Genomic DNA, 24,718 nt, shown 5'->3' with positions numbered 1-24,718 from the left:
GTAAGAACTTTTTTCTAACTGACAAACTTTTCAAGGAAAATTTTGAAAGTTTTTTTTCAAAGCCCCCGGATGGTCGGATATTCGCTTAGCCTAGCTAACCTCATCCTCGCTATCACTGAAACTACCCCATCATCATGTTAACTGCCGACCTTCTCGCTCGAATGCGGGTGCAAAAGTAATTCTTCTAATACAAACTTCCAAATGATTTGAAAACTTTTTTATACGTTCCGCTCTGGATACAAATACTCTATCTTTAAGGTACGTAAGAAAAAATATTGGGATATTATCATGATAAAAAGGAAAAAGTTCCTTTCACCTTCGCCCGAAAAAGTGTGATTTAAGTGATCGCAAAGATTTTCTTTCCGGAGCAAAATCAATCAAACACTGGTCAACCAGTCATTCTTGAACGTATTCGGAAAAGCAGCCGCTCTCCTATAGTAAAAAAGGAGAATGCATCCATACAGGCACATCCTCCTTCTTCTCTTATAAACTATATACTCTCTATGTCAACTATTCAAGAACGATCACCTTATATTTCGGGACCAAAATCTTCATGATAGTCCAACCGATCAAATAAGCGACGGCACATACGCAGAAGATAATGAAATAGCCGGCAGGCTTGCCAGTGAAGCCCATAAATGTCATCTGAGTAGCATCTGCATAAACAAACAGATTCCCGGCCACCTTCTGCAAGATCATGGAACCGACACCACCGGCCATACCTCCGATACCCGTAACGGTTGCAATAGCCGATTTCGGAAACATGTCACCGACAGTAGAGAAAATATTGGCAGACCATGACTGGTGAGCTGCACCACCGATACCAATCATGATAACCGGAAACCACGGAGAAATCGTACCCAACGGCTGCGCCAACAGTACCAACAAAGGAAAGAAAGCAAAAATCAACATCGCTTTCATACGAGCGGCATATGGGTTCATTCCACTTCGGTTAATAAAAATCGTCGGCAGTTTACCTCCGTAAATAGACAACATCGTGATGGCATACAAAGTAAAGATCAACCCCATGCCCAACGGATCGGAGGTCTTGATACCGAACTGCGTATTCAGATAAGAAGGAGTCCAAAAAAGGAAAAACCACCAAACCCCGTCCGTCATGAATTTACCGACAACAAAGGCCCAAGTCTGTTTGAACGTGAAACATTGCAAAAAACCGATCTTCTTCTCGTGTTCTTCTTCAACGACGACAACGTCTTTTTCGTTTTTATCCTGTTCAATATACTCCAACTCGGCTTTATTCACATGTTTGCTCTTGTCCGGGGTCGTGTACATGAATACCCACAAACCCATCCAGACAAAACCGAGCGCACCGATCACGATAAAAGCCATTTCCCAGCCCCAAGCTTTTGCCAACAAGGGAATAGAGATAGGAGCGACCAAAGCCCCAATAGAAGCACCGGCATTGAAGATCGAAGTCGCATAAGCACGGTCTTTCTTTGGAAAGTATTCAGCCGTAACCTTGATAGCAGCGGGGAAGTTACCTGCTTCACCCAATGCCAGAATACAACGGGCAGCCAGAAAGAAATACATACTCACGGTTGCCAATATCACAACAACATCTCCTGTCGCTGCAATCAATTCGGCTGCACTATTCATTCCGACATAATGTTCGGTTGCAATACCACAACCGGCATGGAGACAGGCTCCGAACGACCAAACACCGATAGCCCAAAGATATCCTTTCTTCGTACCCATCCAGTCGATAAAACGGCCGGCAAACAGCATACAGATTGCATACACAATTGAGAAAACTGATGTTATCGTACCGTAATGGGATTCATCCCAATGGAACTCCGGTTTGATAAATTCATCCCAGGTCAAAGAAAGAACCTGGCGATCGAGGTAATTCACTGTTGTTGCAAAAAATAACATCGCACAGATTGTCCATCTGTAATTTGTCATTTTCTCACTTGCTTTTTGAAATGTGTTCATGATATTAATATTCGTTTTTCATAATACGGGGCAAATATAAGGCATTTTTTTTGTTCTACACAAGTTTGTGTGTGCGAATACACGAAGTATTTTTATTTCTTTCACATCCCACCTCCGATTCTTAGAGGTTTGATTTGCATAAAATAAGCATTTTATGTACGTTTGTTTCTCCAATGTAAACTTTATAAATACCATGATTATTATGAAAAAGATTATTTATTTGGTACTTCTGGCCCTGATAACCGGTCTGGTCGCCCAAGCCCATGAAAAAACAGGCGAATGGAACGGATGCGACCGCTACGATTTCACCTTCAAGGATCGCCAGGCAACCATTGTCGTACCTAAAAAAGCAGCCAAAGGAAATCCGTGGATCTGGCGTCCGGCGTTCTTCGATGCTTTTCCAAGTGTGGACAAAGCGTTACTGGAAAAAGGGTTCCACATTGTTTATTACGATGTAACTCATCTATATGGAAGTCCAAGGGCAGTTTCTCTGGGCACCGAATTCTATGAGAATATGACGGATCTTTATAATCTTTCCGAAAAAGTCACGCTGGAAGGATTCAGCCGCGGCGGTTTGTTCGTCTTCAACTGGGCGGCTCAAAATACAGAGAAAGTGGCTTGTATATATGTAGACGCTCCTGTTTGCGACGTGTTTAGCTGGCCGAGAAGAAAAAACACGGCTTTGTGGAATGATCTGTTGAAGGAATGGAACCTGACAGATGCAGGAATGGAACATTTCAAAGGGAACCCGATCGACAACCTCGCCCCGATTGCAGCCGCAGGTATACCGATCATCAGTGTATGCGGCGACAGCGATCAGACCGTCCCCTACAAGGAAAACATGGATGTCGTACGTTCACGCTACCTTGCGGCAGGAGGTCCGGTGGAAGTTATCCTAAAGAAAGGGTGCGACCATCATCCACATAGTTTGGACAATCCGGAACCGGTAGTAGACTTCATCCTTCGCCAGCAGCCGGAGTACGAAAAGTATATACATTACAATGTACGTGGCAGCTTGCAAAACTCGTTCCGTAAATTCGAGAAAGAACGCCGGGCGCGGGTTGCCTTCCTGGGAGGTTCCATCACGGAAATGGACGGATGGCGCAATATGATAGAGCGACAACTACAGCAACGTTTCCCTTATACACAGTTCGAATGGGTAGAAGCAGGCATCGGTTCGACCGGGACGACTCCGGGTTCCTTCCGCCTGCAACATGACATCCTTTCGAAAGGGAAAGTCGACCTTCTTTTTGTCGAAGCCGCCGTAAACGACGACACGAATAGATTCAGCGCCCTCGAACAGGTACGCGGCATGGAAGGGGAAGTGCGCCATGCTTTGGAAAGCAACCCGGAAATGGATATCGTCATGTTGCATTTCATCTATGACCCGTTTATCCCGATGATCGCCCGCCGCCAGATGCCGGATGTTATCCTGAATCACGAACGGGTGGCGAATCACTATCTTATTCCTTCGATTAATCTCTGCCAGGAGATCGGCGAACGGATGCAAAACGGCGAATTTACCTGGGACGAGTTCGGCGGCACTCATCCGAAACCTTTCGGCCATAAGTTTTATGCTGCCGCTATCGGCCATCTTTTCGACGAGATGTGGAAAGGAGTTTCGCCGGAAGGGACAATTGCGGCACACGACATTCCGGCCAAGCCGCTGGATGCCTACAGTTATTATAACGGAGACTTCATCGCTCTCGAAAAAGCCCACTTGAACAAAGGTTGGAAATTAGTAGACAACTGGCATCCCGACAACAAGGCCGGCAAGCGGAACGGCTTTGTCGATGTTCCTATGTTAGAAGCTACACGTCCAGGAGACCGACTAACACTGGATTTCCGGGGGAAAGCGATCGGTATTTTCTGCGTCAGCGGACCTTCTGCCGGAATCTTGGAATATAGTGTCGACGGCGCCCCGTTCAAAGAACTGGATACTTTCACTGAATGGAGCCACAATCTTTATATTCCCTGGGTCTACATGCTGGAAACGGAACTGAAAGACACGGATCACAAACTGGTTCTCCGCATATCGAAAAAGAAGAACCCCGCCTCACAGGGAACGGAATGCCAGATACGAAATTTCGTGGTAAACGGCAGATAAAGATTCTCCATTCGGCAAAAAGAAGACCTTCTTCTTACATAAGTTTTCGAAAAGGACTATCATACTATCATAATTCGAATATATCTATTGAATATCAATAAGTATAGGAATGATAGTAGCAAATTTGACTATCATGCTACTATCATTCCACAATCATAGTTGTCTGCCACTTTGGGATTTTTCCAAAAGAAACGGACTAATTTAACTAAAAACAGGCAGATCTATTCACAAATACCCTCGTTTTAACAAGATTCCACCCCCATCTGTACAGTCGCAGGACCTGGATATGAAAGGTGGTGAGACCCGGATGTCAAGAGAGACAAGTAGGTAATTACTTTAAAATAAGTCATATGCTTTCGAAAAAAATGTGCTTGTTTTATGATAGCATGATTATAGGAAAAGCAACTTTCATACCATCTATCATTCTACGCTCATTGATTTTTAATGAATTGACAACAAATCATAATAGTATAAAGGTAGTTTTCGCAAAAGAAATCTGCATAGAGACAAAGGGATATTTGCCATCAAGAGCAAAGACTGATATCTTCATCCAAGACATTTTCAAAATCGTGATAGATCTAGCATCATGTATTCGGTTGGATATCATCCCAGTCTGCACCGCCATTCGCTCCGATAATCCAATTAAAAGCATAATGCCGTTCCATGACAACGTCCCCATTCAGCGAAGCAGGAGCTTCTTTTCCATGAACTCGTGCTTCCACACAAGCCCAATCATACCGAAGTGTAATATCGGCAGCATCCAATATTTCGGACTGCGAACGAGAGAAACCTTTCGAAAGCAATCCACCGATACCTTTATGTTGCCAGAAAATAGCAGCCAAAACAGGGACATCAATAATCTCAGACGGATAAGGCAAATCATCCACAACACCTGCCGCCCAAAGCAAAACACCGGCACATTCATAGCGCCATCCGAACAGAATACATTCCTGTTCTTCCGGATCAGGATTATCGATATAAGCAGCTTCGGCCGGTGACAGGTAAGATTCCACCTCGTACAACTGTTCCATCTTATTAAAATAGAACAAGGCTTCTTCCCGTCCCGAACCTCCCGAAAGCATGACTTCCGAATAGACAGCAACAGCAAACAACGCGGCGGCACGTTGCACCATCTCCTTTCGGCTTCTCAAATGGGCTTCACTTTCCAATGCTTCACTACGCAAATATTCCATATAAGGGATATGTTTCTCTTCGAGCAACGCAATCGAACGCAAACGTCTTTCCACATCAGCCTGAGTTTCTTCCTGGTAGTTCCCGTCCAATAAATCGGCATTCCCGACCGGGATAAATTCGGTCAACTGACTTTCGCCTTTGGCAGAGAAGAGGAGTTTCCCTTCACCGGTAAAGATCTGCATGCTCGGATAGAGCAGAAAACCGTTCACGTCTCCGGCAATCTCGAATAAACGGTTCAGGATATAGTTCGTCCGGTCTTCATTGTCGTTCAGATCGAAAGTGATCCCAGTCACACAGTTGAACACACGTATCTGGAGCAAGACATTTTCTTTTAGTCCAACCAATGGCGTCTTCACCTGCGAAAAATAATTGGCCATACCAGATATATGGGAAGCAATAAAGTCCGGCTTGCTCATCCGGTGCTTGATCGAGAAGATGACATGTGTTCCATCCGGCAAAGTCAAGTCGATCGTTTCGTCTTCACAAACAAATTCTTTGGTCATCTCTTTAAAACGTTCCCGGATTGCTTCCACGATACGGTTAGAATCTCCGATGACCGTGTACAAAGTAACATTCGCTTTTTCCATTTTTTACTTTTTTATATCCGAGCCACCGGATGGTTATAGCATTTTACAAAAATAGCAAATTATAAACATCCGCAAAGAAAATGCTGCACCCTTTTTCCTCTCCATTCATCATATTAGAAACAAACACCAGATATTATTATGAACAAGTTACTTTCGACTATTCTATCCGCCGTCTTATTGATGGACGGATTGTGCCAATCTTCCTGCAGCGATAATGACGACATCAAGCTGACAGGCATAGACGGGCGGCCCAGTGTCCTTCTTTCAAACGGGCTAGTTACCGCTTCATTCATTTACTCTGGCAACCAGTTTGCCGGGATCCAATATCCGGATGGGCAAGCGACTCATTTCAGTTATGAGGAAGGGGAATTATCCGGCATATTCTACACGCCTCCCAAAGATATGGCTGACGGACATGCCTGGGTACATTTTAACAAAATCGGAGACAAAACCTACGAAGTCAGCCGTGGAGGTGAACCGTCAATGGACATAGATTACCGAGAAGAGGTGACACTCGATACAAACGGCTTGCCCGTCAGAGTAACCTTCACCGGCATTTTCCAACAAGGGGCGAACCAAGAAAAACAGATCGAAGAGGGCGACCGGAAATCCGATATTGAAAAGCTACCGATAATAACCAAAGAAACGGATATTTTAAACAATCGTACTTGCCCGTTTGAATGTACTTTTGCATGTTTTATCAGATAAAAAAGAAAAAAGATGATTGACATACAAAGTAAGAATGGAAACTCCAAGTTTTTTCTCCTTACCCTGTTAGGGATGTTGACGGCATTCGGGCCTTTTGTCACAGACATGTATCTCCCTAGCCTGCCTTCGATGGGAGAATATTTCAAGACAACACCTTCATTGGTACAATTAGGTTTGACAGCCAGTATGATCGGACTGGCGGCAGGACAAATCTTTTTCGGCCCGCTAAGTGATAAGTATGGGCGTCGCTCTCCAATGTTGGCAGCCATGTATCTTTTTATCATTTCCACGATAGGTTGCATCTTTGCTCCCACTATCGAGATATTTGCAATACTGCGCTTGCTACAAGGGATTGCGGGTGCCGGCGGTATCGTAATCTCCCGTTCCGTCGCGACAGATATGTTCACCGGTAAAGAGTTGGCAAAGACACTTGCGATAATCGGAGCAATCAACGGAGTCGCTCCTGTAGCCGCTCCGATCATCGGAGGAGGCTTAACAGAAGGGATTGACTGGAAAGGGATCTTCTGGGTATTACTGGCATTAGGAATTATCCTGCTATTGGGATGCCGACTTATCCGTCAGATTCCGCCAGCCGGAAAACAGCACGCTCGCCAGTAGCATAGGCATGCTCGCCCTTTCCATTATCGTATGTATAGCCATGATCCTAAATTGCAATTTCTGGATTTACGAGGGATTGCTAATCACCTTACTATTCATGATGGGCTTCTCTTTCACCTCGACTACCGCCTTGGCTATGGAATGTGAACGTGAACATGCCGGCACAGCTTCGGCTTTATCGAGTGCAGTCGGCTTTGGGTTCGGAGGACTGGTATCTCCTTTAGTCGGATTGGGCGATACGATGGTCACGACGGGTATTGTCTTCATGGCATGCGCAACTTGCTCTTTGGGTTGCATACTTTGGGCAAGGAAGATCAACGCGTTCCGGGAAGTATCTCCCATCATGCGGAAAAGGGCAACATCCGCACCGGCATAAGATGGAAATCGGCAAGTACTTAAAAACACAAAAGGTTTACACTCAATGTGTAAACCTTTTGTGTGGTCCCACTTGGGCTTGAACCAAGGACTCCCTGATTATGAGTCAGGTGCTCTAACCAACTGAGCTATAGGACCTGTTCAAAGCGTAGCTCTGAAATCGGGTGCAATATTACGATTTATAATCGAGATATGCAAATGTTAAAGTAGAAATCTTACTTTTCCGCAGATTCCTCAGCACCGAACTCCATCAGGTAAGCCTTGATGAAATCATCAATTTTACCATCCATCACACCGTTGACATCGGATGTCTGGAAATTGGTACGATGGTCTTTTACACGACGATCATCGAACACATAGCTACGGATCTGGGAACCCCATTCGATCTTTTTCTTTCCGGCTTCCACCTTTGCCTGCTCTTCCATACGATGTTGCAATTCCTTATCGTACAAGATTGAACGCAACTGACGCATCGCATTCTCCCGATTCTTAGGCTGGTCGCGGGTTTCCGTATTCTCGATCAGGATCTCTTCTTCTTCACCCGTGTAAGGATCTTTAAATTGATAACGCAGACGCACTCCGGATTCCACCTTGTTCACGTTCTGCCCACCGGCACCTCCCGAACGGAACGTATCCCAAGAGATGGCAGCCTGATCGATTTTCACCTCGATCGTGTCGTCGACCAGCGGGGTGACAAAAACAGAAGCAAATGAAGTCATTCGCTTGCCTTGCGCGTTATAAGGAGACACACGTACCAGACGATGCACACCGTTTTCACCCTTCAAATATCCGTAAGCATAGTCGCCTTCGATGTTGAGAGTCGCCGTTTTAATACCGGCCTCATCCCCTTCCTGATAGTTGGCTACGGAAATCTTATATCCATTCGCCTCCGCCCAACGCGTATACATACGGAGCAACATGGAAGCCCAGTCCTGGCTTTCCGTACCGCCGGCACCGGAGTTGATCTTCAGCACACAACTCATCTGGTCGGCTTCCTGACGCAACATATTGCGGAACTCCAGGCTTTCCACCAACTGGATGGCATTGCCATAAGCTTCGTCAACTTCTTCTTCGCTGACGATTCCTTCTTTTACATAATCATAAGCCAACTGCAATTCTTCTGCTGCAGCATGAACCTCGTTATAAAGTTCGATCCACTTTTTCAGTTCTTTTACTTTCTTCATCTGGACTTCCGCCCGTTTAGCATCTTCCCAGAAACCAGGATCATGAGTGCGTAACTCTTCTTCTTCTAACTGGATGGTCTTACCATCTATGTCAAAGATACCCCCTCAGCGCTTGCTCGCGCTCCAACACATTGTGTAGTTGGTCTGATGTGATCATAAAAATTCTTGTTTTTAAATTTGTCCCGCAAAGATACTCAATTTTCCTGACTATCAAAATGTCACAGCTACCCCATCTAAACCGGATTACTACCCCACATATTCGAAGCTTCTTCGTACATCTTTTCGATCGGATCTGCGTATTTCTTCAGAATGACAGAACGACGGAGCTTAAGTGTATCCGTCAGTTCAGACCCCATCGTAAAAGGTTCGGACAACAAGGTGAAACGCTTGATCTTCTCATAAGAAGCCAAGTTCTTCTGGTTTTCCTCAATATGTGTCTCGATCAGGCGAAGGATTTCCTTATTCCGGACAAGTTCTTCCCGGCTACCGACAGCCAGCCCCTTTTCTTCGGCATACTTTTCCAGTAATGGATAAGCGGGAACAATCAACGCGCTGACAAACTTACGCTGGTCACCGATAACAGCAATCTGTTCGATATACTGATCGCCGCTCATAACCATTTCAATCGCTTGCGGAGCGATGTATTTGCCGTTCGATGTCTTATATAAGTCCTTGATACGTTCAGTAAAGAACAACGTGTTCCCTTCCATCCTTCCGGCATCTCCTGTACGAAAATAACCATCTTCCGTAAACGCCTTTTCATTTTCGGCCGGCTTATTATAATAACCGGACATCACAGTCTTGCCTTTTACCAGAATTTCGCTATTCTCCGGATCAATCCGTACCTGTACATCTGGCATGACTTCTCCGATCGAACCGAACTGAAATCCGATTTCAGGATAGAAGCAGACGGTTGCTGTCGTCTCGCTCAAACCGTAACCATACACAATAGGGATATTAACAGACTGCAAAAATTCATTGACCGTATCCGAGAGCGGCGCACCGGCCACCGGAAAAAAACGACCGCGTTCGATCCCCAACACCCGTTTCAGCAAATTGAAAACAGTCTTATTATACATTTCGAACTTCAATTTCAACCCGAAAGGAGCCGGGATGCTCTTATTTTTATATTCCAAGTTATACTTGCGCCCGGTCTCGATGGCATCCAAAAAGATTTTCTTCATGGTAGAAGATGACGAGTTGATCTTTTCATGCACGCCGGCATATACCTTCTCCCAGAACCGAGGGACGTTGCACATCAATGTAGGGTGTACCTCCGGCAATGTCTTCTGAATCATTTTAGGATCCTGGTTGATCGCAATCGTCACTCCCTTATGCAGGCAATAGTAAGACCACGCTTTTTCAAAAATATGAGTCAGTGGTAAGAAACACATAGAAAGATCTTTATCCGTCACCATCGGGAGGCGGATGTCATGGATACGCATGGCTTCCAAATAATTGGAATGATGGAGCATGACACCTTTGGATTCTCCGGTCGTCCCGGAAGTATATATTATGGTAGCCAAGTCTTCCGGCACCGCCTCGTTCGTACGGATCTTTACCGTTGTCTCGGCATGCGCATTATCGCCCAGCCGCAAAAAATCGTCAAAATAAATCGAGGTCTTGTCTTCCGGGTTCAACTTGACAGCCGGATCAAACACCACCAGGCGCTTCAGGTATTGAGATTCTTTCTGCACCTTGAATGCATTATTGTACTGCAACTGCTCGCCGACAAACAAAGTATGTATATGAGCATCATTGATTATATACTCGATCTGCCCCGGAGAATTCGTTGCGTACATCGGAATAGAAACCACACGGTTCGCATATGCCCCGAAATCCGTATAAAAGCATTGCGGCATATTCTGTGAATAAACCCCGATATTATCCTGTACTTCTATCCCGAATTCGGCCATTGCCTTGGCCGTAAGCATAACTTTTTCAGAAAATTCCTTCCAAGATATTTTTAACCATTTCCCGGTTGCATTATCACGATATTTCAATGCGGTACGGGAGCCATATTTTTCTGCCTGTCGATGAACCAACTCGGCATAATGGTAGTAAATCATAATTCTTTGTTTTGAATTGATGTTGCAAAAGTACGGTTTTCTATTCTATTTGTCACGAGATTAGCCCCTTTTTTACACAAAAGTGCCGGATTTGTGCAATATTAATGTTAAATTAGGATAAACATAGTAGTATGTATTGCATAGTACACAGGCAATGCATATATTTGTAGCGTAAAACAAAATAAAAATGAATGCAGAGAACGTAAAATCACAAATGAGAAAGGGAACATTGGAATATTGTATTCTATTGCTTCTCAAAAAAGAGCCGGCGTACACCTCTGACATTATCCAGAAGTTACAGGAAGCTAAATTGATTGTAGTGGAAGGTACCCTATATCCTCTGTTAACAAGACTAAAGAACAGCGAATTGTTAAGCTACCAGTGGATAGAATCTACTCAAGGACCGCCTCGCAAGTATTACCAGCTCACCCCGAAGGGAGAAGAATTTCTTGGAGAGCTGGAAACATCCTGGCAGGAACTGAATGATACAATAAACCACATCAGAAACAATTAAAATCAGAAAACAATGAAGAAGACACTGACAGTTAATTTGGGAGGAACGGTTTTCCACATTGACGAAGATGCATATCAACTACTCGATAAATATCTAGCAAACCTCCGCATCCACTTCCGCAAGGAAGAAGGTTCGGAAGAGATTATGAACGATTTTGAAATGCGTATCTCCGAACTATTCAACGAGCGGGTTCGACTGGGCTACGAAGTGATCACAATCGAACATGTCGAAGAAGTAATCAAGCGTATGGGCAAGCCGGAAGAATTGTTTGAAGGTGAAGAAGAAAAAGAATATAAGGAAGAAGCCAGGACACAAGCTTTTCAGGAAGAAGAGATTCCCAGAGGCCCGAAAAAGCTGATGCGCGATCCGGACAACCGGGTATTGGGAGGTGTAGCCGGTGGTATCGCCGCTTATATGGGATGGGACGTGACGGCTGTACGCCTTGCTATGATCATCCTGCTTTTTATTCCTTATGCACCGATCATCATCTTATACCTTATACTATGGCTGGTAATGCCGTTGGCCCGGACCGCAGCCGACAAGCTGATGATGCGCGGACAAAGCGTCACCCTCGAAAACATAGGCAAAACAGTTACGGATGGCTTCGAGAAGGTCAGCAATAATGTAAATGATTATATGAGTTCCGACAAACCGAGAAGCTTTCTGCAAAAACTGGCGGACTTGTTTGTCGGTGTGGTAGGCTTCATCCTCAAATTCCTGGCCATACTGATCGGAATCATCCTGCTACCGCCATTATTGCTCGTTGCCTTTATATTGGTCGTCGTCACCTTTGCCCTTATTGCCGGAGGCACAGGCTTCCTATATCAATTGTCGCCGTTCGGGGCCAACCTGATAGCGGGAGCACCTATTTCATTGGCCATCATGGGATGCATCGGATTCATTCTACTGATTGGAATTCCTATTTTTGCCCTGGTATATGCAATCTGCATGCAACTATTCAAAGCCAAGCCATTGCCCAATACGGCCAAATGGACGTTGCTGATCTTATGGTTAGTATCCGTAGTGCTGTGCGTCATCTACTTCTACCAGACCGGAATAAACGGATGGAGCACATTGCCCTGGTACAACTTCTTCAATATATAATCTATAAAAACAACAGAATCATGAAAAAATCATATTCATTCATACTGGTACTCATACTCATAGCAGGGCTTTTATGCTCCTGCCATATAAACAAGGTTTCCGGTGACGGCAATGTCGTAAGCAAGGAAATCCCGATAAAGGATTACGACGAGATACAAATCGAGGGAGAAAACGTCGACTTCAAATATATGCAATCGGATGACGTTCCCTATCTGAAAGTCGAGACAGACCAAAATATCATGGATCTTCTGGATATCAATACCGATAGCAAAGTGTTGGTTGTCCGCCCCAAAAATAGGCATACCGGAATCAACCCCACCCGCTTTATCGTGATAACCAACTCGACTGCACTGAAAGAGTTCAAAATGGCAGGCGGAGGCAATTGTGATTTAGGCAAAGGTCTCAACGGCAAAAAACTGGAAATTAGATTTGCAGGAGGAGGAACTATAAAAGCCGATTCCATTGCCATCACCCGTTTAGATTGCGAAATCGCGGGTAGCGGCACTGTCTCTCTAAGCGGTAAAACAGAAAAGATGAATATTAAAAGCGCCGGTAGCAGCAAGATCAAAGCGTTCGGTCTGGAGACAGAAGAACTTACTTGCAAAGCGGCCGGAAGCACCCATATCGAAATCACCGCAAACAAGGCAATATCCACCAAAATAGCCGGGAGCGGGACTATCCGATACAAAGGAAATCCGAACATAAAGGAAAAGAGCATTATCGGGAGCGGTTCCATAACCAAAGTTGATTAAAAACCCCAAATAAAATTGCGTATAACAATAATTGTGTGTTAAAAAAAGAAGGCCGTCCTTTCACAAGGGGGGCCTTTCTTCTAAGGTTAACAAATTTATGAGTAAAAACCACTAATGAATCTTTATAAAAAACCGCTTTCTTCCTCTCAATATTGTCATACAGAGGAAGAAGCGGTTACAAATATACATAAAGTTTTTTACCAAAAAAGACTTTACCTCATTTATTTAAAGGCATTTCTTATCCGTGCAGCGGTGTCTGCGAGCACGTCCTGAGTAACCTCCATTTTCTTTCCGCCAAAATACATATCAGACTCCTTCTGGATCGGAATTAAATGAATATGCGCATGAGGAACTTCCAGTCCCATAACTGCCAAACCTACCCGTTTGCAAGGTATAACAGCTTCTTGTGCACGAGCCACCCGTTTGGCAAATGCCATCATACGTCCAAGCATGGGATCTTCTATGTCGAAAATATAATCGATTTCTTTTTTCGGAATCACCAACGTATGACCGACAGCAACCGGATTAATGTCCAGAAAAGCAAAGAATTCTTCGTTTTCCGCCACTTTATGACAAGGGATCTCACCTGCCACAATTCTACTGAATATTGATGCCATAATGTTATATTATTAAATCGATATATCCATAATTTCAAAGCTCATCATGCCGGATGGGACTTTGATTTCCACAATGTCACCGACCTTTTTTCCCATCAGCCCCTGCGCAATCGGAGTACTGACCGCAATCTTGCCTTCTTTCAGGTTTGCTTCCGAATCTGAGACCAGAGTATACGTCATGACTGCATTGTTCTTTGTGTTCTTGATCTTAACCTTGTTCAGGATCTGGACTTCATCTGTTTGAACACGGGTTTCGTCTATCAGGCGGGCATTTGAAATCAAGCCCTTCAACTGGGAAAGCTTTGCTTCCATTATGCCCTGTGCTTCCTTTGCTGCGTCATACTCAGCATTTTCAGACAAATCACCTTTGTCACGGGCCTCTGCAATCTGGGCAGATATTTCCGGACGTTTCACTGTTTCCAGATAATTGATTTCAGCTAAAATCTTATCATAGCCATCTTTCGTCATATAGCTCACTGCCATACTAAATCCTCCTATTTATTTAAAATGTTATTATTGATTATTGCATAATAAAAAAAGAATCCCGACCAACTGCTTGGCCGGAACTCCTCTTTCTCTGTATTTTTAGACTTTGCAAAGATAAACGATCTTTTTTAAGAACGCAAATCCTTTTGAAGTGCTTTACAACATGTTAGGACCTATGAATTATGATTTCATCAACGTATAAATTATAATTCACAAATCAAAGTACTGCTTTTACGTCTGCTTCCAGTTTCTTCACGTCTTCGACACGCTTAACCAAGTTTCCTTTGCGATCGAGGATGAAAAGAGCGGGCAATTGTTTTACATTGTACAAACCTGCCACCTGCGAATAAACAGACTGCGGATCGTGGACAGTAACCCACGGCAAATTAGAGGCCCCGTTTCTCCAGAAATGGAAATCACTATCCAACGACACCTGATAAATTTCAAGTCCTTGGTCATGGTATTTTGTGTACAATTCACCCAATGCCATATTCAAAGCCGGCGACCATTCCGTCTGATAAGCCGTAAAGTTTATCAACACCACCTTGCCGGGAGCAACCGTAGACAGTTTTACCACTTCACCCCGAACATCCGGCAATTCGATATCAAGGAATGAAATTTCTTTTGTTTCCACATTGCTGTAATCGACAGGACGTTGCGCACGCAAGACCTTCATGGATTGCAATGTCAGATTGTACAAATGCTTCGAACGCGGACTTTCCGGATAAGTATGATTGTAGCTGGTCGCAACCGCCCCATATGCCTTGACATCTTTCCTGTCATACAAATCAAAGAACAACAAGCCATCGATCTGCTGGAACAAAGCGAAATAGGCGGCTGTGGACATCGGCGCCGAATAAATATATTTCCGAGCGACTTCTTTATAGGCATCGGCAGCAGCCAAAACCTTCATACGGTAGGTCGTATCTGAAATCATCTTATCCTCATATTCCTTCCGTAGACGGCTGATAGCCTGGTTTGCATCCAGTTGTGCCAAAGTGATCGCCTTTATCGCCTTTGAGTTTTCAGACCCTTCCACAGAATAAGAAGTCGCGAAAGTACCAGCATCAGCGACGAAGGATATGGTTTCGGTCGAATCGACCGCGAAATTGATCAGCTGATTGTTCAGACGCAAACGATAAAAATCCGGATACTCAGGACGCTTTTCCGTAAACTTGAACTTCCCGCCGGGAGCTAGCTTGATGGAATCGAGTGTCACCACATTAGAGATTCCGACATTTTCCAAATACATAAGCTGACCATCAGCCCCAGCCACGACTCCCTTCACAGTGAAATCCGAGGAGTTGTTACAAGCTGAGAGAAAGAACATGCACAGTCCTAAAACAGTCAACAGTCGTGTGGATATTTGTTTCATCATATCTTTACTTCTTGTTTTAATCCGCTGCAAATATACATTAATTTACAATTGTGGCACCATTATTCGCTAAATCTTCCCGCTATTTTTATAAAAAAGAGCTTTTCTCATGTTTTTTATTTTCATTTTCACATGTTTACAGACAAACTTTCATTACATTTGCACCAATTTTACAGATAGAAAAATAAGAAAAAGATTATGCTTAATCCAATTAACAAGACGATCGAATTGGCTGATGGAAGAACCATCACCATCGAAACCGGGAAATTGGCGAAACAGGCGGACGGTGCAGTTACCGTACGTATGGGCAACACCGTGTTGCTGGCTACTGTTTGTGCCGCTAAAGATGCAAACCCGGGTGTTGACTTCATGCCGTTACAAGTAGAGTACAAAGAAAAATTCTCGGCATTTGGCCGTTTTCCTGGCGGTTTTACAAAAAGAGAAGGTAAAGCTTCCGACTACGAAATCTTGACTTCTCGTTTGGTCGACCGTGCCCTCCGCCCTCTTTTCCCTGACAATTACCATGCCGAAGTATATGTAAACGTTATATTATTCTCCGCAGACGGTGAAGACATGCCGGATGCACTTGCCGGACTGGCTGCTTCAGCCGCATTGGCCGTATCAGATATTCCTTTCAACGGACCGATCTCCGAATGCCGCGTCGCACGCATCGATGGCAAGTACGTAGTCAACCCCACGTTCTCTGAATTGGAAAAAGCAGATATTGATATTATGGTGGGTGCTACACTTGACAACATCATGATGGTGGAAGGCGAAATGGATGAAGTTCAAGAATCAGAAATGCTGGAAGCGATCAAAGTAGCACACGAAGCAATCAAAGTACAGTGCCAGGCACAGCTTGAACTATCCGAAGCTTGCGGTAAACTGGTTAAACGCGAATACTGCCACGAAGTCAATGATGACGAACTGCGCAAAGATGTACACGAAAAATGTTATGCAAAGGCATACGCCGTTGCAACCTCCGGCACCGACAAACATCAGCGTGCCGAAGCATTCGAAGCAGTTGTCGAAGAGTATAAAGCTCAGTTTTCAGAAGAAGAATTGACAGACGAGAAAGTTGAAATGATCGGCCGCTATTACCACGATGTAGAAAAAGAAGCGATGCGCCGCGCTATCCTGGACGAAGGGAAGCGTCTGGATGGTCGTAAGACTACTGAAATCCGTCCGATCTGGATCGAAACAGACTGCCTGCCAGGTCCTCATGGTTCTGCAATCTTCACGCGTGGCGAAACACAGTCGCTTTCGACTGTTACCTTAGGTACAAAAGCCGATGAAAAGATGATCGACGATGTACTGAACCACGGAAAAGAACGTTTCCTATTACATTATAACTTCCCTCCGTTCTCTACTGGCGAAGCAAAAGCTTCTCGCGGTGTGGGACGTCGTGAAATCGGTCACGGAAACCTGGCTCATCGTGCATTGAAACGGATGATCCCGACAGATTATCCTTATGTGGTACGTGTGATTTCCGATATCTTAGAGTCTAACGGTTCTTCTTCAATGGCAACCGTATGTGCCGGAACGCTGGCATTGAGAGACGCAGGTGTTCCGATGAAGAAGCCGGTATCCGGTATCGCAATGGGGCTGATCTCTGAAAACAAAGGCCAGAACTACGCTATCCTGTCCGATATCTTAGGAGACGAAGACCATTTGGGCGATATGGACTTCAAGGTAACAGGAACAAAAGACGGTATCACTGCCACTCAGATGGATATCAAGGTAGACGGTCTGTCATACGAAATTCTTGAAAACGCATTGGCACAGGCAAAAGAAGGCCGTATGCACATTCTGGGCAAGATAATGGAAGCTCAGCCAGAAGTTCGTCCGGATCTGAAACCTCATGCTCCGAGAATCGAAACGATGACAATCGGTAAAGAATTTATCGGTGCGGTAATCGGCCCGGGCGGCAAGATCATCCAAGGTATTCAGGAAAAGACAGGTGCCGTTATTACAATTGAAGAAGAAGACGGAGTGGGTAAAATCGAAATTTCCGGAACGAATAAAGCAACAATCGATGCCGCTATCCGCTCCATCAAAGCTATCGTTGCCGTTCCCGAAATCGGCGAAATCTACGAAGGAAAGATTTCTTCTATCATGCCTTACGGTGCATTCGTTGAATTCATGCCGGGTAAAGACGGTTTGCTCCACATTTCCGAAATCGACTGGAAACGTCTGGAAACAGTTGAACAGGCAGGTTTGAAAGAAGGCGACACTATCAGCGTCAAGTTGGTAGACATCGATGCCAAGACTGGTAAATTCAAATTATCCCACAAAGTGCTGCTGCCGAAACCAGAAGGTTACGAAGAACGCCCGCCGAGACCAGAACGTGGTCCGAGATCGGAACGTGGAGACCGTGGCCCCCGTCAGGATCGTGGAGACCGTGGTCCTCGCCGCGAACGTCAGGATTAAGAATCGGTAAACACCTACGTGTATAATTTCCCAACAGCTCCCGCTCCATATTTTGGGGGACGGGAGTTGTTTTTTATACGCAACACTCTTTTTATCCTTCACCTTCTATCTGTATACCATATATTTCAAGCACCCCCAGGGTGAAGGCCCAAAAACACTTGCCTTCACCTTTTATAAGCATTAAAAAAACAAAGTACAGAATAAATAGGTGAATGAGAAAGCAATAACTATCCGCAACATTTAATCAAAATAGCCTATAACCTATCCGGAAAAAGGATATAGGCTGTAAACAAAAAAGGTATAGCCTGTTCCAAGCAAGCCTATATCCTTTTGGAAAGGACAAGCATCGCTTCCGGACAAACGCCAACCGGACAAGTTCGACCCGCCGACCCATACTCTTGCCTATTCGGTCTGAAAGAAATACGGACGAAGCAACTACTATCTGTATTATCAGCTACGGAAGCTGTAAAATTGGGTGAGATAATCAACAGAAACTGAATGTATACTATATAGAATATGTAGCATAACCAGTAAAGAATACAGAATCCATTTCGATACAATTACCATCGAAACAGAAAAAATTAACGAAAACCGCATCTATAAAGGTATCAGACTACACATAACGGCTCTCTATAAAAAGAGGGAATGATTTTTTCACTCCCTCCCTTTTTATATGAATGCAAAGCACGTCTTACTTGCTGCAAGTGCAACGCGGTTTGATCTGTTTGAAGAAATCGTTACCCTTGTTGTCTACCAGGATAAATGCTGGAAAATCTTCCACTTCGATCTTCCAGATCGCTTCCATGCCCAATTCGGGATATTCCACACATTCGATGCTCTTGATGTTGTTCTGGGCCAGAATTGCAGCCGGGCCGCCGATACTTCCCAAATAGAAACCACCATATTTCTGGCAAGCATCCGTCACCTGTTGGCTACGGTTACCTTTCGCCAACATGATCATGCTACCGCCATGACTCTGGAACAAACCGACATACGGGTCCATACGGCCGGCAGTCGTCGGACCCATAGAACCGCAAGCCATACCAGTCGGAGTCTTGGCCGGACCGGCATAATAGATAGGATGATCCTTGATATACTGAGGTAGGTCTTCACCACGGTCCAAACGTTCTTTTAACTTGGCGTGAGCGATATCGCGACCTACGATGATCGTACCATTCAGAGACAGACGGGTAGCCACCGGATATTTATCCAGTTCTTTCAGGATCTCTGTCATCGGCTGGTTCAGGTTGATCTTGACAGCATCGCCTTCGCCTGCCTCGCGCAGTTCTGCCGGGATCAGTTCGCCCGGATGGCTGTCCAGCTTCTCGATCCAGATACCGTCTTTGTTGATCTTACACTTCACGTTACGGTCGGCCGAACAACTGACACCCAAACCGACCGGACAGGAAGCGCCGTGCCGCGGCAGACGGATGATACGGATATCATGTGCCAGATACTTTCCGCCGAATTGTGCTCCCAAACCGATATTGTGCACTTCGGCCAGCACTTCTTTTTCCAGTTCTATATCCCGGAAAGCACGGCCATACTCGTTGCCAGTCGTAGGCAATTCGTCATAATAATGTGTAGAAGCCAACTTCACCGTCAGCAGGTTCTTTTCGGCAGAAGTACCGCCGATAACCACTGCGATATGATAAGGGGGACAAGCAGCCGTACCCAATGTCTTGATCTTTTCGATGATGAAGGGGACCAAAGTGCCGGGATTCAGGATCGCCTTTGTTTCTTGATACAGGTAAGTCTTATTGGCGGAACCGCCACCCTTTGTCACACACAGGAACTTATATTCCATACCTTCCGTAGCTTCGATATCGATCTGGGCGGGGAGGTTGCATTTGGTGTTCACTTCGTCGTACATGTTCAGGGGAGCGTTCTGCGAATAGCGCAGGTTCTCTTCCGTATAGGTTTTATATACACCCAACGAAAGTGCCTCTTCATCGCAGTAGCCAGTCCATACCTGCTGTCCCTTTTCGCCGTGGATGATAGCCGTACCGGTATCCTGGCAGAAAGGAAGTACACCCTTAGCAGCAACTTCTGCGTTACGCAGGAAAGTCAACGCTACATATTTATCGTTATCACTTGCTTCCGGATCACTCAGGATCTTAGCCACCTGCTCGTTGTGCGAGCGGCGAAGCATAAAGGAAACATCACGGAAAGCGGCATTAGCCATTGCCGTAAGACCTTCTTTCTCTACTTTCAGAACCGGGGTTCCTTCGAACTCGGAAACCGAAACATAATCTTTTGTAAGCAAATAATACTCTGTTGTATCCGGACCCAATGGGAACGGAGCCTGATACTTGAAAGGAGTTGTTGCCATAGCGTTTGTATTTTAATTTATAATATTGGTTTTTGAATCGTATCCTCGATACGGACAGGCAAACTTATATAAAAATCATGAGATTCGACGGTTGTTTGCCTTTTTAAAATGATCATTTCAAGTTTATTTTAAATTCACTTCGTATCTTTGGATACTGATAAGGCTATATTTATGAAGATATTAATAGTTGAAGACGAACCTTCGCTCAGGGAACTGATGCAGAAAACACTGGCAAAAGAGCGATATGTAGTGGAAACGGCAGGCACCTTCCATGAAGCGAGCCTGAAAATAGCGGACTACAGCTACGACTGTATCCTGCTCGACATCATGTTGCCAGATGGGAACGGTTTGAAGTTGTTGGAGATGCTCAAGGAACAGCAGAAGCGTGAGAGCGTCATCATCATCTCTGCCCGCGACTCCATCGAGGACAAAGTCCTGGGGCTGGAACAGGGAGCAGACGACTATCTCCCGAAACCCTTCCACCTGGCCGAGCTAAACGCCCGTATCAAAAGTGTGCTGAGACGACAACGCAGCGACGGTTCGCGTTCCCTACGGCTGGGAAACCTACGGATCGAACCAGATAGTTTCCGGGTATTCGTTGACGACAAGGAACTGGAACTTCTCAAGAAAGAATACGACATCCTGTTCTATTTTGCCAACCGACCGAACCATATCATTGACAAGGCCGTACTGGCCGAAGCCGTCTGGGGCGACCATATCGATCAGGCGGACAGTTTCCATTTCGTCTATGCACAAGTCAAGAATCTGCGCCAGCAGCTAAAGAAGGCAGGCGCGACAATTGAAATCCGCTCTATCTATGGCTTCGGATATAAATTAGTCATCAACGAAGAGGAATAAGGCACAACAAATATGAAATTGATTTACCGTATATTGCTTCGCCTATCCCTGGCATTGCTAGCCGTCCTGACGGTATGGACGGTTTTCTTTTATTTCACCATGATCGACGAGATCAACGATGAAGTAGACGACGCGCTGGAAGACTACTCCGAGACGATCATCATCCGTTCGCTTGCCGGCAAAGAGCTTCCTTCGAAAAACGACGGGAGTAACAACAGCTATTCCATCCGTCCCATAACAAGGGAAGAAGCCAGACAATACCCGGCGATCGAATACTACGATGCCGACATATATATAAAGGAAAAGGAAGAGACTGAACCGGCACGTGTGCTGCGGACCATCTTCGCCGATAAAGATGACAATTATTTCCTACTGGAAGTCTCGACTCCCTCTTTTGAAAAAGAAGATTTACGTGAGGCCGTCGCCAACTGGATTCTCTTTCTTTATATTGTTTTACTGGTCACCCTGCTTACGGTCTGCATTTGGGTGTTCTATCGGAGCCTGCGCCCGTTGTACGCGCTACTGAACTGGCTGGACAGTTATTTGCCGGGCAAACAGCACGGACCTGTTCCCAACGACACCCGTATTCCGGAATTCCGCAGGTTGAACGAAGCAGCAGCCCAAGCCGTCGAACGCTCGGAACAACTATTCAAACAGCAGAAGCAATTTATCGGCAATGCATCGCACGAACTTCAGACACCACTTGCCGTTTGCAACAACCGTATCGAATGGCTGCTCGACAATACGGAACTGACGGAGGAACAAATGGAAGAACTGTTCAAGACCAAGCATACACTGAACTACATCGTCCGGCTGAATAAATCCCTGCTGTTTCTCTCCCGGATCGACAACGGACAATTCACCGACAGCCGTCCGGTCGAAATCAACAGCATCGTCAAACGGCTGTTAGATGATTACAAAGAGATATTCAGCCACTACAAAGCCCAGATCTCACTGGAGGAACAGGGCCTACTGAAGATAACGATGAACGAGACACTGGCGGAGTCACTCATCTCCAACCTGCTGAAAAACGCTTTTATCCATAACAAGGAAAAAGGACACGTCCGTGTCACGATCCAGGCAGACTCGCTGACTATCGCCAACACAGGGCAAACCGTACCTCTCGACAGCGAGCATATCTTCGAACGTTTCTACCAGGGGAGCAAGAAAAAGGAATCGACCGGACTCGGCCTCGCCATAGCCGAAGCGATTTGTCGTCAATACGGGTTGCACATCTCCTACCGGTATCAGGGTGAAGAGCATATCTTCCTCCTTCAATTTTACCTCGATAAATCATAAGGAATATAGGCGATGGATTCCATAACTGAAATTATATTTTTACCTTTGCCACTATTATGTATTATTGGTTCCATCAATCGTTTTATATGGCAAAAGCCTTCCCGTTCATCGGCGGATGGCTGGCAGACCGCTTGTTGGGTGATCCTGAAGGATGGCCACATCCGGTTGTTGGTTTCGGCAAAGTGATTTCTTTAGGAGAGAAGACGCTGAACAAAGGAAACGACCGGGCTGTCAAAGGAGGCGTCATGGCACTCATACTGGTTGCCGGAACGTATTTGCTCTGCGAACGGATACTGGCGCTTGCCGGATACTTTCACCCGATAGTAGCATCTATTCTATCCGGGATAGGCGTCTTTTACTGCCTGGCGGGAAAAACGCTGGTCAAAGAAGTGAAAGCCGTTTTCGAAGCAGTAGACCGCAGCACGGAAGAAGGACGCAAACAGGTCGGGCGGATCGTAGGCCGCGACACTTCCCGTCTCTCCCCACAAGAGATACGGGCCGCCGCTCTCGAAACGCTCGCGGAAAACCTGAGCGACGGAGTGATAGCTCCCATGTTTTGGTTTGCCCTGCTCGGACTTCCCGGCATGATGACTTACAAAATGGTGAATACGCTCGATTCGATGATCGGCTACAAAAACGAACGTTACTTAGAATTCGGGCAGATTGCCGCAAGGCTCGACGATCTTGCCAATTATATCCCTGCCCGGTTGACAGCATGGTTGATGCTGGCTGTTTCCGGCAACTTGAACAAAACGGATTTCGTTAAGCGCTTCGGCCCGGCTCATGCCAGCCCGAACTCAGGCTATCCGGAATCTGCCCTTGCCGCTATATTGAATTGCCGTTTCGGAGGAACCCACGATTATTTCGGGAAGCCGGTAGAAAAACCTTATATCGGAACCAACGAACGGACTTTCACAACAGAAGACATGTTGATTGCCATCAAAACAAACAGCAATGCCGAACTTGCCATGGGGCTTATTGTTTGTTTAATATCAATAATTATCCACTAAATAAAGATGTACAGAATGGAAGTAAGATTAAATAAACTCATCAGTGATTCCGGCCTTTGTTCACGCAGGGAAGCGGACAAATTCATCGAAGAAGGACGTGTCACCGTAAATGGCAGCCTACCTCAAGTCGGGCAGAAAGTAACCGAAGCCGATATCGTCATGCTGGATGACATACAAATTAAAATCGGAAAGAACACGGGCAAACAAACATCTTCCGCACGGATCAATATCCAAGAGTTGGAACTTGCCGGACAAGAAAAAAAGGCGAAGAAGACAAAGCCTTTGTCTACGGCGACTTCCGAAAAGAAGGCGGCTTCTCCTGCAACCGGTTCAAAAGGCCTACGCCCCGGCAAATATGTAAAATACAATAAATATGCAGCCGCCCGCCATGCTGCACGCAATGGAGAAAGTCCGAGAAAAGAGACAAAGGCATCCGGCATCGACAAAGAGATGCTGAAAGAGGCTTTGCGCCCCAAATTCGGCAAATCATTAGGACGGTCGGCCGTTGCACAACGCTTGGCTTCTTCTCCAAAATCGGCTGCGTTGCGCAAGACAAGCAAGAACAACCCGCTCAACAAGGCAAAACGCGCTGCCGCCCGCAATAAACCGAAAGGAGAATAAGACAATGGGAAAAAAGCATATCGTTTTAGTGACAGGCGGCCAACGTTCCGGAAAAAGCGGATATGCGCAAAAACTTGCTTTGTCACTGACAGCTAATCCGGTTTACCTGGCGACATCACGTGTCTGGGACGAGGAGTTCCGCGAGCGTGTACTTCGCCATCAGGCCGACCGGGGACCGGAATGGACGAATATCGAAGAAGAGAAATACCTGAGCCGCCACGATCTGAACGGCCGTGTGGTCGTTATCGATTGTGTCACCCTCTGGGGTACAAACTTTTTCTTCGACAATGAAGGTGACACGAACCGTTCCCTGGTCGAGTTAAAAGAAGAATTTAATAAATTGACAGAGCAGGACGCCTATCTGATCTTCGTTACAAACGAAATCGGGTTAGGCGGTGTTTCTCCCGATGCGGTGCAACGCCGGTTCACGGACCTGCAAGGGTGGTTAAACCAATACATCGCATCCCGTGCCGACGAAGTTGTCTTCATGGTGAGCGGTATTCCCATGAAGGTAAAATAATAAAA

Annotated in this window: 19 protein-coding genes, 1 tRNA gene and 1 pseudogene; 12 read left to right on the top strand and 9 right to left on the bottom strand. The window is 45.6% G+C overall.

Going from position 1 to position 24,718, the window contains the following annotated elements; all coding sequences use genetic code 11:
* Positions 1-510: 510 nt before the first annotated feature.
* Entirely contained in the window at positions 511-1,953 is a 1,443-nt protein-coding gene (locus NQ542_RS15635; RefSeq protein WP_005635633.1) for an MFS transporter, read from the bottom strand.
* 154 nt (positions 1,954-2,107) lie between these two features.
* Between NQ542_RS15635 and NQ542_RS15630 the strand changes: the two genes are divergently transcribed.
* Entirely contained in the window at positions 2,108-4,060 is a 1,953-nt protein-coding gene (locus NQ542_RS15630) for an SGNH/GDSL hydrolase family protein (RefSeq protein ID WP_039849806.1), read from the top strand.
* 584 nt (positions 4,061-4,644) lie between these two features.
* Here NQ542_RS15630 and NQ542_RS15625 read toward each other — a convergent pair.
* Positions 4,645-5,841, bottom strand: coding sequence for a DUF4272 domain-containing protein (locus tag NQ542_RS15625; RefSeq protein ID WP_005635629.1), 1,197 nt, complete (start codon positions 5,839-5,841; stop codon positions 4,645-4,647).
* 138 nt (positions 5,842-5,979) lie between these two features.
* On the opposite strand from NQ542_RS15625, the gene NQ542_RS15620 reads away from it, so the two are divergent.
* Together NQ542_RS15620 and NQ542_RS15615 are read left to right on the top strand one after the other, a co-directional pair.
* Positions 5,980-6,549 (top strand): hypothetical protein, encoded by a 570-nt coding sequence (locus tag NQ542_RS15620; protein ID WP_005635627.1) that lies wholly within the window; start codon positions 5,980-5,982, stop codon positions 6,547-6,549.
* A gap of 12 nt (positions 6,550-6,561) precedes the next feature.
* Positions 6,562-7,543: pseudogene (locus NQ542_RS15615) on the top strand (MFS transporter).
* Positions 7,544-7,606: 63 nt separating this feature from the next.
* On the opposite strand, the gene NQ542_RS15610 reads toward NQ542_RS15615, so the two are convergent.
* The 3 genes from NQ542_RS15610 to NQ542_RS15600 all read right to left on the bottom strand — a co-directional run bounded on the left by NQ542_RS15610 (position 7,607) and on the right by NQ542_RS15600 (position 10,795).
* A tRNA-Ile gene (locus tag NQ542_RS15610) sits at positions 7,607-7,680 on the bottom strand.
* Positions 7,681-7,757: 77 nt separating this feature from the next.
* A protein-coding gene (prfB, locus tag NQ542_RS15605) for a peptide chain release factor 2 (protein WP_121955699.1) occupies positions 7,758-8,883 on the bottom strand; the annotation gives its coding sequence in 2 pieces (ribosomal slippage) (positions 7,758-8,819 and positions 8,821-8,883; 1,125 coding nt in all).
* A gap of 76 nt (positions 8,884-8,959) precedes the next feature.
* The gene (locus NQ542_RS15600; RefSeq protein WP_005635620.1) at positions 8,960-10,795 is read right to left on the bottom strand and encodes an AMP-dependent synthetase/ligase; all 1,836 of its coding nucleotides are present in this window, start codon (positions 10,793-10,795) and stop codon (positions 8,960-8,962) included.
* 187 nt (positions 10,796-10,982) lie between these two features.
* Between NQ542_RS15600 and NQ542_RS15595 the strand changes: the two genes are divergently transcribed.
* Genes NQ542_RS15595 through NQ542_RS15585 form a run of 3 tightly spaced genes read left to right on the top strand, consistent with a single transcriptional unit; the run spans position 10,983 to position 13,165 of the window.
* A complete protein-coding gene (locus NQ542_RS15595) occupies positions 10,983-11,309 on the top strand; it encodes a PadR family transcriptional regulator (RefSeq protein WP_005635619.1) in 327 nt (108 codons plus the stop codon).
* A 12-nt stretch (positions 11,310-11,321) separates the two neighbouring features.
* Positions 11,322-12,413, top strand: coding sequence for a PspC domain-containing protein (locus tag NQ542_RS15590; protein ID WP_005635615.1), 1,092 nt, complete (start codon positions 11,322-11,324; stop codon positions 12,411-12,413).
* A 20-nt stretch (positions 12,414-12,433) separates the two neighbouring features.
* Complete coding sequence (locus tag NQ542_RS15585) at positions 12,434-13,165, top strand: head GIN domain-containing protein (RefSeq protein WP_005651456.1); 732 nt, start codon at positions 12,434-12,436, stop codon at positions 13,163-13,165.
* A gap of 221 nt (positions 13,166-13,386) precedes the next feature.
* Here NQ542_RS15585 and NQ542_RS15580 read toward each other — a convergent pair whose 3' ends face one another.
* The 3 genes from NQ542_RS15580 to NQ542_RS15570 all read right to left on the bottom strand — a co-directional run bounded on the left by NQ542_RS15580 (position 13,387) and on the right by NQ542_RS15570 (position 15,643).
* The gene (locus NQ542_RS15580) at positions 13,387-13,782 is read right to left on the bottom strand and encodes an HIT family protein (protein ID WP_005635611.1); all 396 of its coding nucleotides are present in this window, start codon (positions 13,780-13,782) and stop codon (positions 13,387-13,389) included.
* 12 nt (positions 13,783-13,794) lie between these two features.
* Positions 13,795-14,265 carry a transcription elongation factor GreA gene (gene greA, locus NQ542_RS15575; protein WP_005635609.1) on the bottom strand — a complete coding sequence of 157 codons (471 nt, stop codon included), beginning with the start codon at positions 14,263-14,265 and terminating at the stop codon, positions 13,795-13,797.
* Between the two features lie 220 nt (positions 14,266-14,485).
* On the bottom strand, positions 14,486-15,643 hold the full coding sequence (locus tag NQ542_RS15570) for a redoxin domain-containing protein (RefSeq protein WP_036724802.1): 1,158 nt from the start codon (positions 15,641-15,643) through the stop codon (positions 14,486-14,488).
* A 198-nt stretch (positions 15,644-15,841) separates the two neighbouring features.
* Here NQ542_RS15570 and pnp point away from each other — a divergent pair, with 198 nt between their 5' ends.
* Positions 15,842-18,073 (top strand): polyribonucleotide nucleotidyltransferase, encoded by a 2,232-nt coding sequence (gene pnp / locus NQ542_RS15565; RefSeq protein WP_005635603.1) that lies wholly within the window; start codon positions 15,842-15,844, stop codon positions 18,071-18,073.
* Positions 18,074-18,764: 691 nt separating this feature from the next.
* Here pnp and NQ542_RS15560 read toward each other — a convergent pair.
* Positions 18,765-20,405 (bottom strand): fumarate hydratase, encoded by a 1,641-nt coding sequence (locus NQ542_RS15560; protein ID WP_005635598.1) that lies wholly within the window; start codon positions 20,403-20,405, stop codon positions 18,765-18,767.
* A 171-nt stretch (positions 20,406-20,576) separates the two neighbouring features.
* Between NQ542_RS15560 and NQ542_RS15555 the strand changes: the two genes are divergently transcribed.
* From NQ542_RS15555 to NQ542_RS15535, 5 genes are read left to right on the top strand one after another with little or no spacing between them, the layout of a single operon-like run.
* Positions 20,577-21,263 (top strand): response regulator transcription factor, encoded by a 687-nt coding sequence (locus NQ542_RS15555; protein ID WP_005635597.1) that lies wholly within the window; start codon positions 20,577-20,579, stop codon positions 21,261-21,263.
* 12 nt (positions 21,264-21,275) lie between these two features.
* Entirely contained in the window at positions 21,276-22,562 is a 1,287-nt protein-coding gene (locus NQ542_RS15550) for a sensor histidine kinase (protein WP_005635596.1), read from the top strand.
* A 56-nt stretch (positions 22,563-22,618) separates the two neighbouring features.
* Positions 22,619-23,572, top strand: coding sequence for an adenosylcobinamide-phosphate synthase CbiB (gene cbiB / locus NQ542_RS15545; RefSeq protein ID WP_005651445.1), 954 nt, complete (start codon positions 22,619-22,621; stop codon positions 23,570-23,572).
* 15 nt (positions 23,573-23,587) lie between these two features.
* On the top strand, positions 23,588-24,193 hold the full coding sequence (locus NQ542_RS15540) for a S4 domain-containing protein (protein ID WP_005651443.1): 606 nt from the start codon (positions 23,588-23,590) through the stop codon (positions 24,191-24,193).
* Positions 24,194-24,197: 4 nt separating this feature from the next.
* Entirely contained in the window at positions 24,198-24,713 is a 516-nt protein-coding gene (locus tag NQ542_RS15535; protein ID WP_005635591.1) for a bifunctional adenosylcobinamide kinase/adenosylcobinamide-phosphate guanylyltransferase, read from the top strand.
* Positions 24,714-24,718: the final 5 nt, after the last annotated feature.

This window comes from Parabacteroides merdae ATCC 43184, assembly GCF_025151215.1.
Taxonomy (GTDB): domain Bacteria; phylum Bacteroidota; class Bacteroidia; order Bacteroidales; family Tannerellaceae; genus Parabacteroides; species Parabacteroides merdae.
This window is presented reverse-complemented; position numbering and strand designations above follow the sequence as displayed.

Coding starts and splice junctions, on each gene's coding strand:
- NQ542_RS15620 (WP_005635627.1), top strand. CDS start 5,980: ATGAACAAGTTACTTTCGACTATTCTATCCGCCGTCTTATTGATGGAC.
- NQ542_RS15595 (WP_005635619.1), top strand. CDS start 10,983: ATGAATGCAGAGAACGTAAAATCACAAATGAGAAAGGGAACATTGGAA.
- greA (WP_005635609.1), bottom strand. CDS start 14,265: ATGGCAGTGAGCTATATGACGAAAGATGGCTATGATAAGATTTTAGCT.
- NQ542_RS15540 (WP_005651443.1), top strand. CDS start 23,588: ATGGAAGTAAGATTAAATAAACTCATCAGTGATTCCGGCCTTTGTTCA.
- NQ542_RS15535 (WP_005635591.1), top strand. CDS start 24,198: ATGGGAAAAAAGCATATCGTTTTAGTGACAGGCGGCCAACGTTCCGGA.
- NQ542_RS15550 (WP_005635596.1), top strand. CDS start 21,276: ATGAAATTGATTTACCGTATATTGCTTCGCCTATCCCTGGCATTGCTA.
- NQ542_RS15585 (WP_005651456.1), top strand. CDS start 12,434: ATGAAAAAATCATATTCATTCATACTGGTACTCATACTCATAGCAGGG.
- cbiB (WP_005651445.1), top strand. CDS start 22,619: ATGTATTATTGGTTCCATCAATCGTTTTATATGGCAAAAGCCTTCCCG.
- NQ542_RS15590 (WP_005635615.1), top strand. CDS start 11,322: ATGAAGAAGACACTGACAGTTAATTTGGGAGGAACGGTTTTCCACATT.
- NQ542_RS15635 (WP_005635633.1), bottom strand. CDS start 1,953: ATGAACACATTTCAAAAAGCAAGTGAGAAAATGACAAATTACAGATGG.
- NQ542_RS15555 (WP_005635597.1), top strand. CDS start 20,577: ATGAAGATATTAATAGTTGAAGACGAACCTTCGCTCAGGGAACTGATG.
- NQ542_RS15560 (WP_005635598.1), bottom strand. CDS start 20,405: ATGGCAACAACTCCTTTCAAGTATCAGGCTCCGTTCCCATTGGGTCCG.
- NQ542_RS15630 (WP_039849806.1), top strand. CDS start 2,108: ATGTACGTTTGTTTCTCCAATGTAAACTTTATAAATACCATGATTATT.
- NQ542_RS15625 (WP_005635629.1), bottom strand. CDS start 5,841: ATGGAAAAAGCGAATGTTACTTTGTACACGGTCATCGGAGATTCTAAC.
- NQ542_RS15580 (WP_005635611.1), bottom strand. CDS start 13,782: ATGGCATCAATATTCAGTAGAATTGTGGCAGGTGAGATCCCTTGTCAT.
- NQ542_RS15570 (WP_036724802.1), bottom strand. CDS start 15,643: ATGAAACAAATATCCACACGACTGTTGACTGTTTTAGGACTGTGCATG.
- pnp (WP_005635603.1), top strand. CDS start 15,842: ATGCTTAATCCAATTAACAAGACGATCGAATTGGCTGATGGAAGAACC.
- NQ542_RS15600 (WP_005635620.1), bottom strand. CDS start 10,795: ATGATTTACTACCATTATGCCGAGTTGGTTCATCGACAGGCAGAAAAA.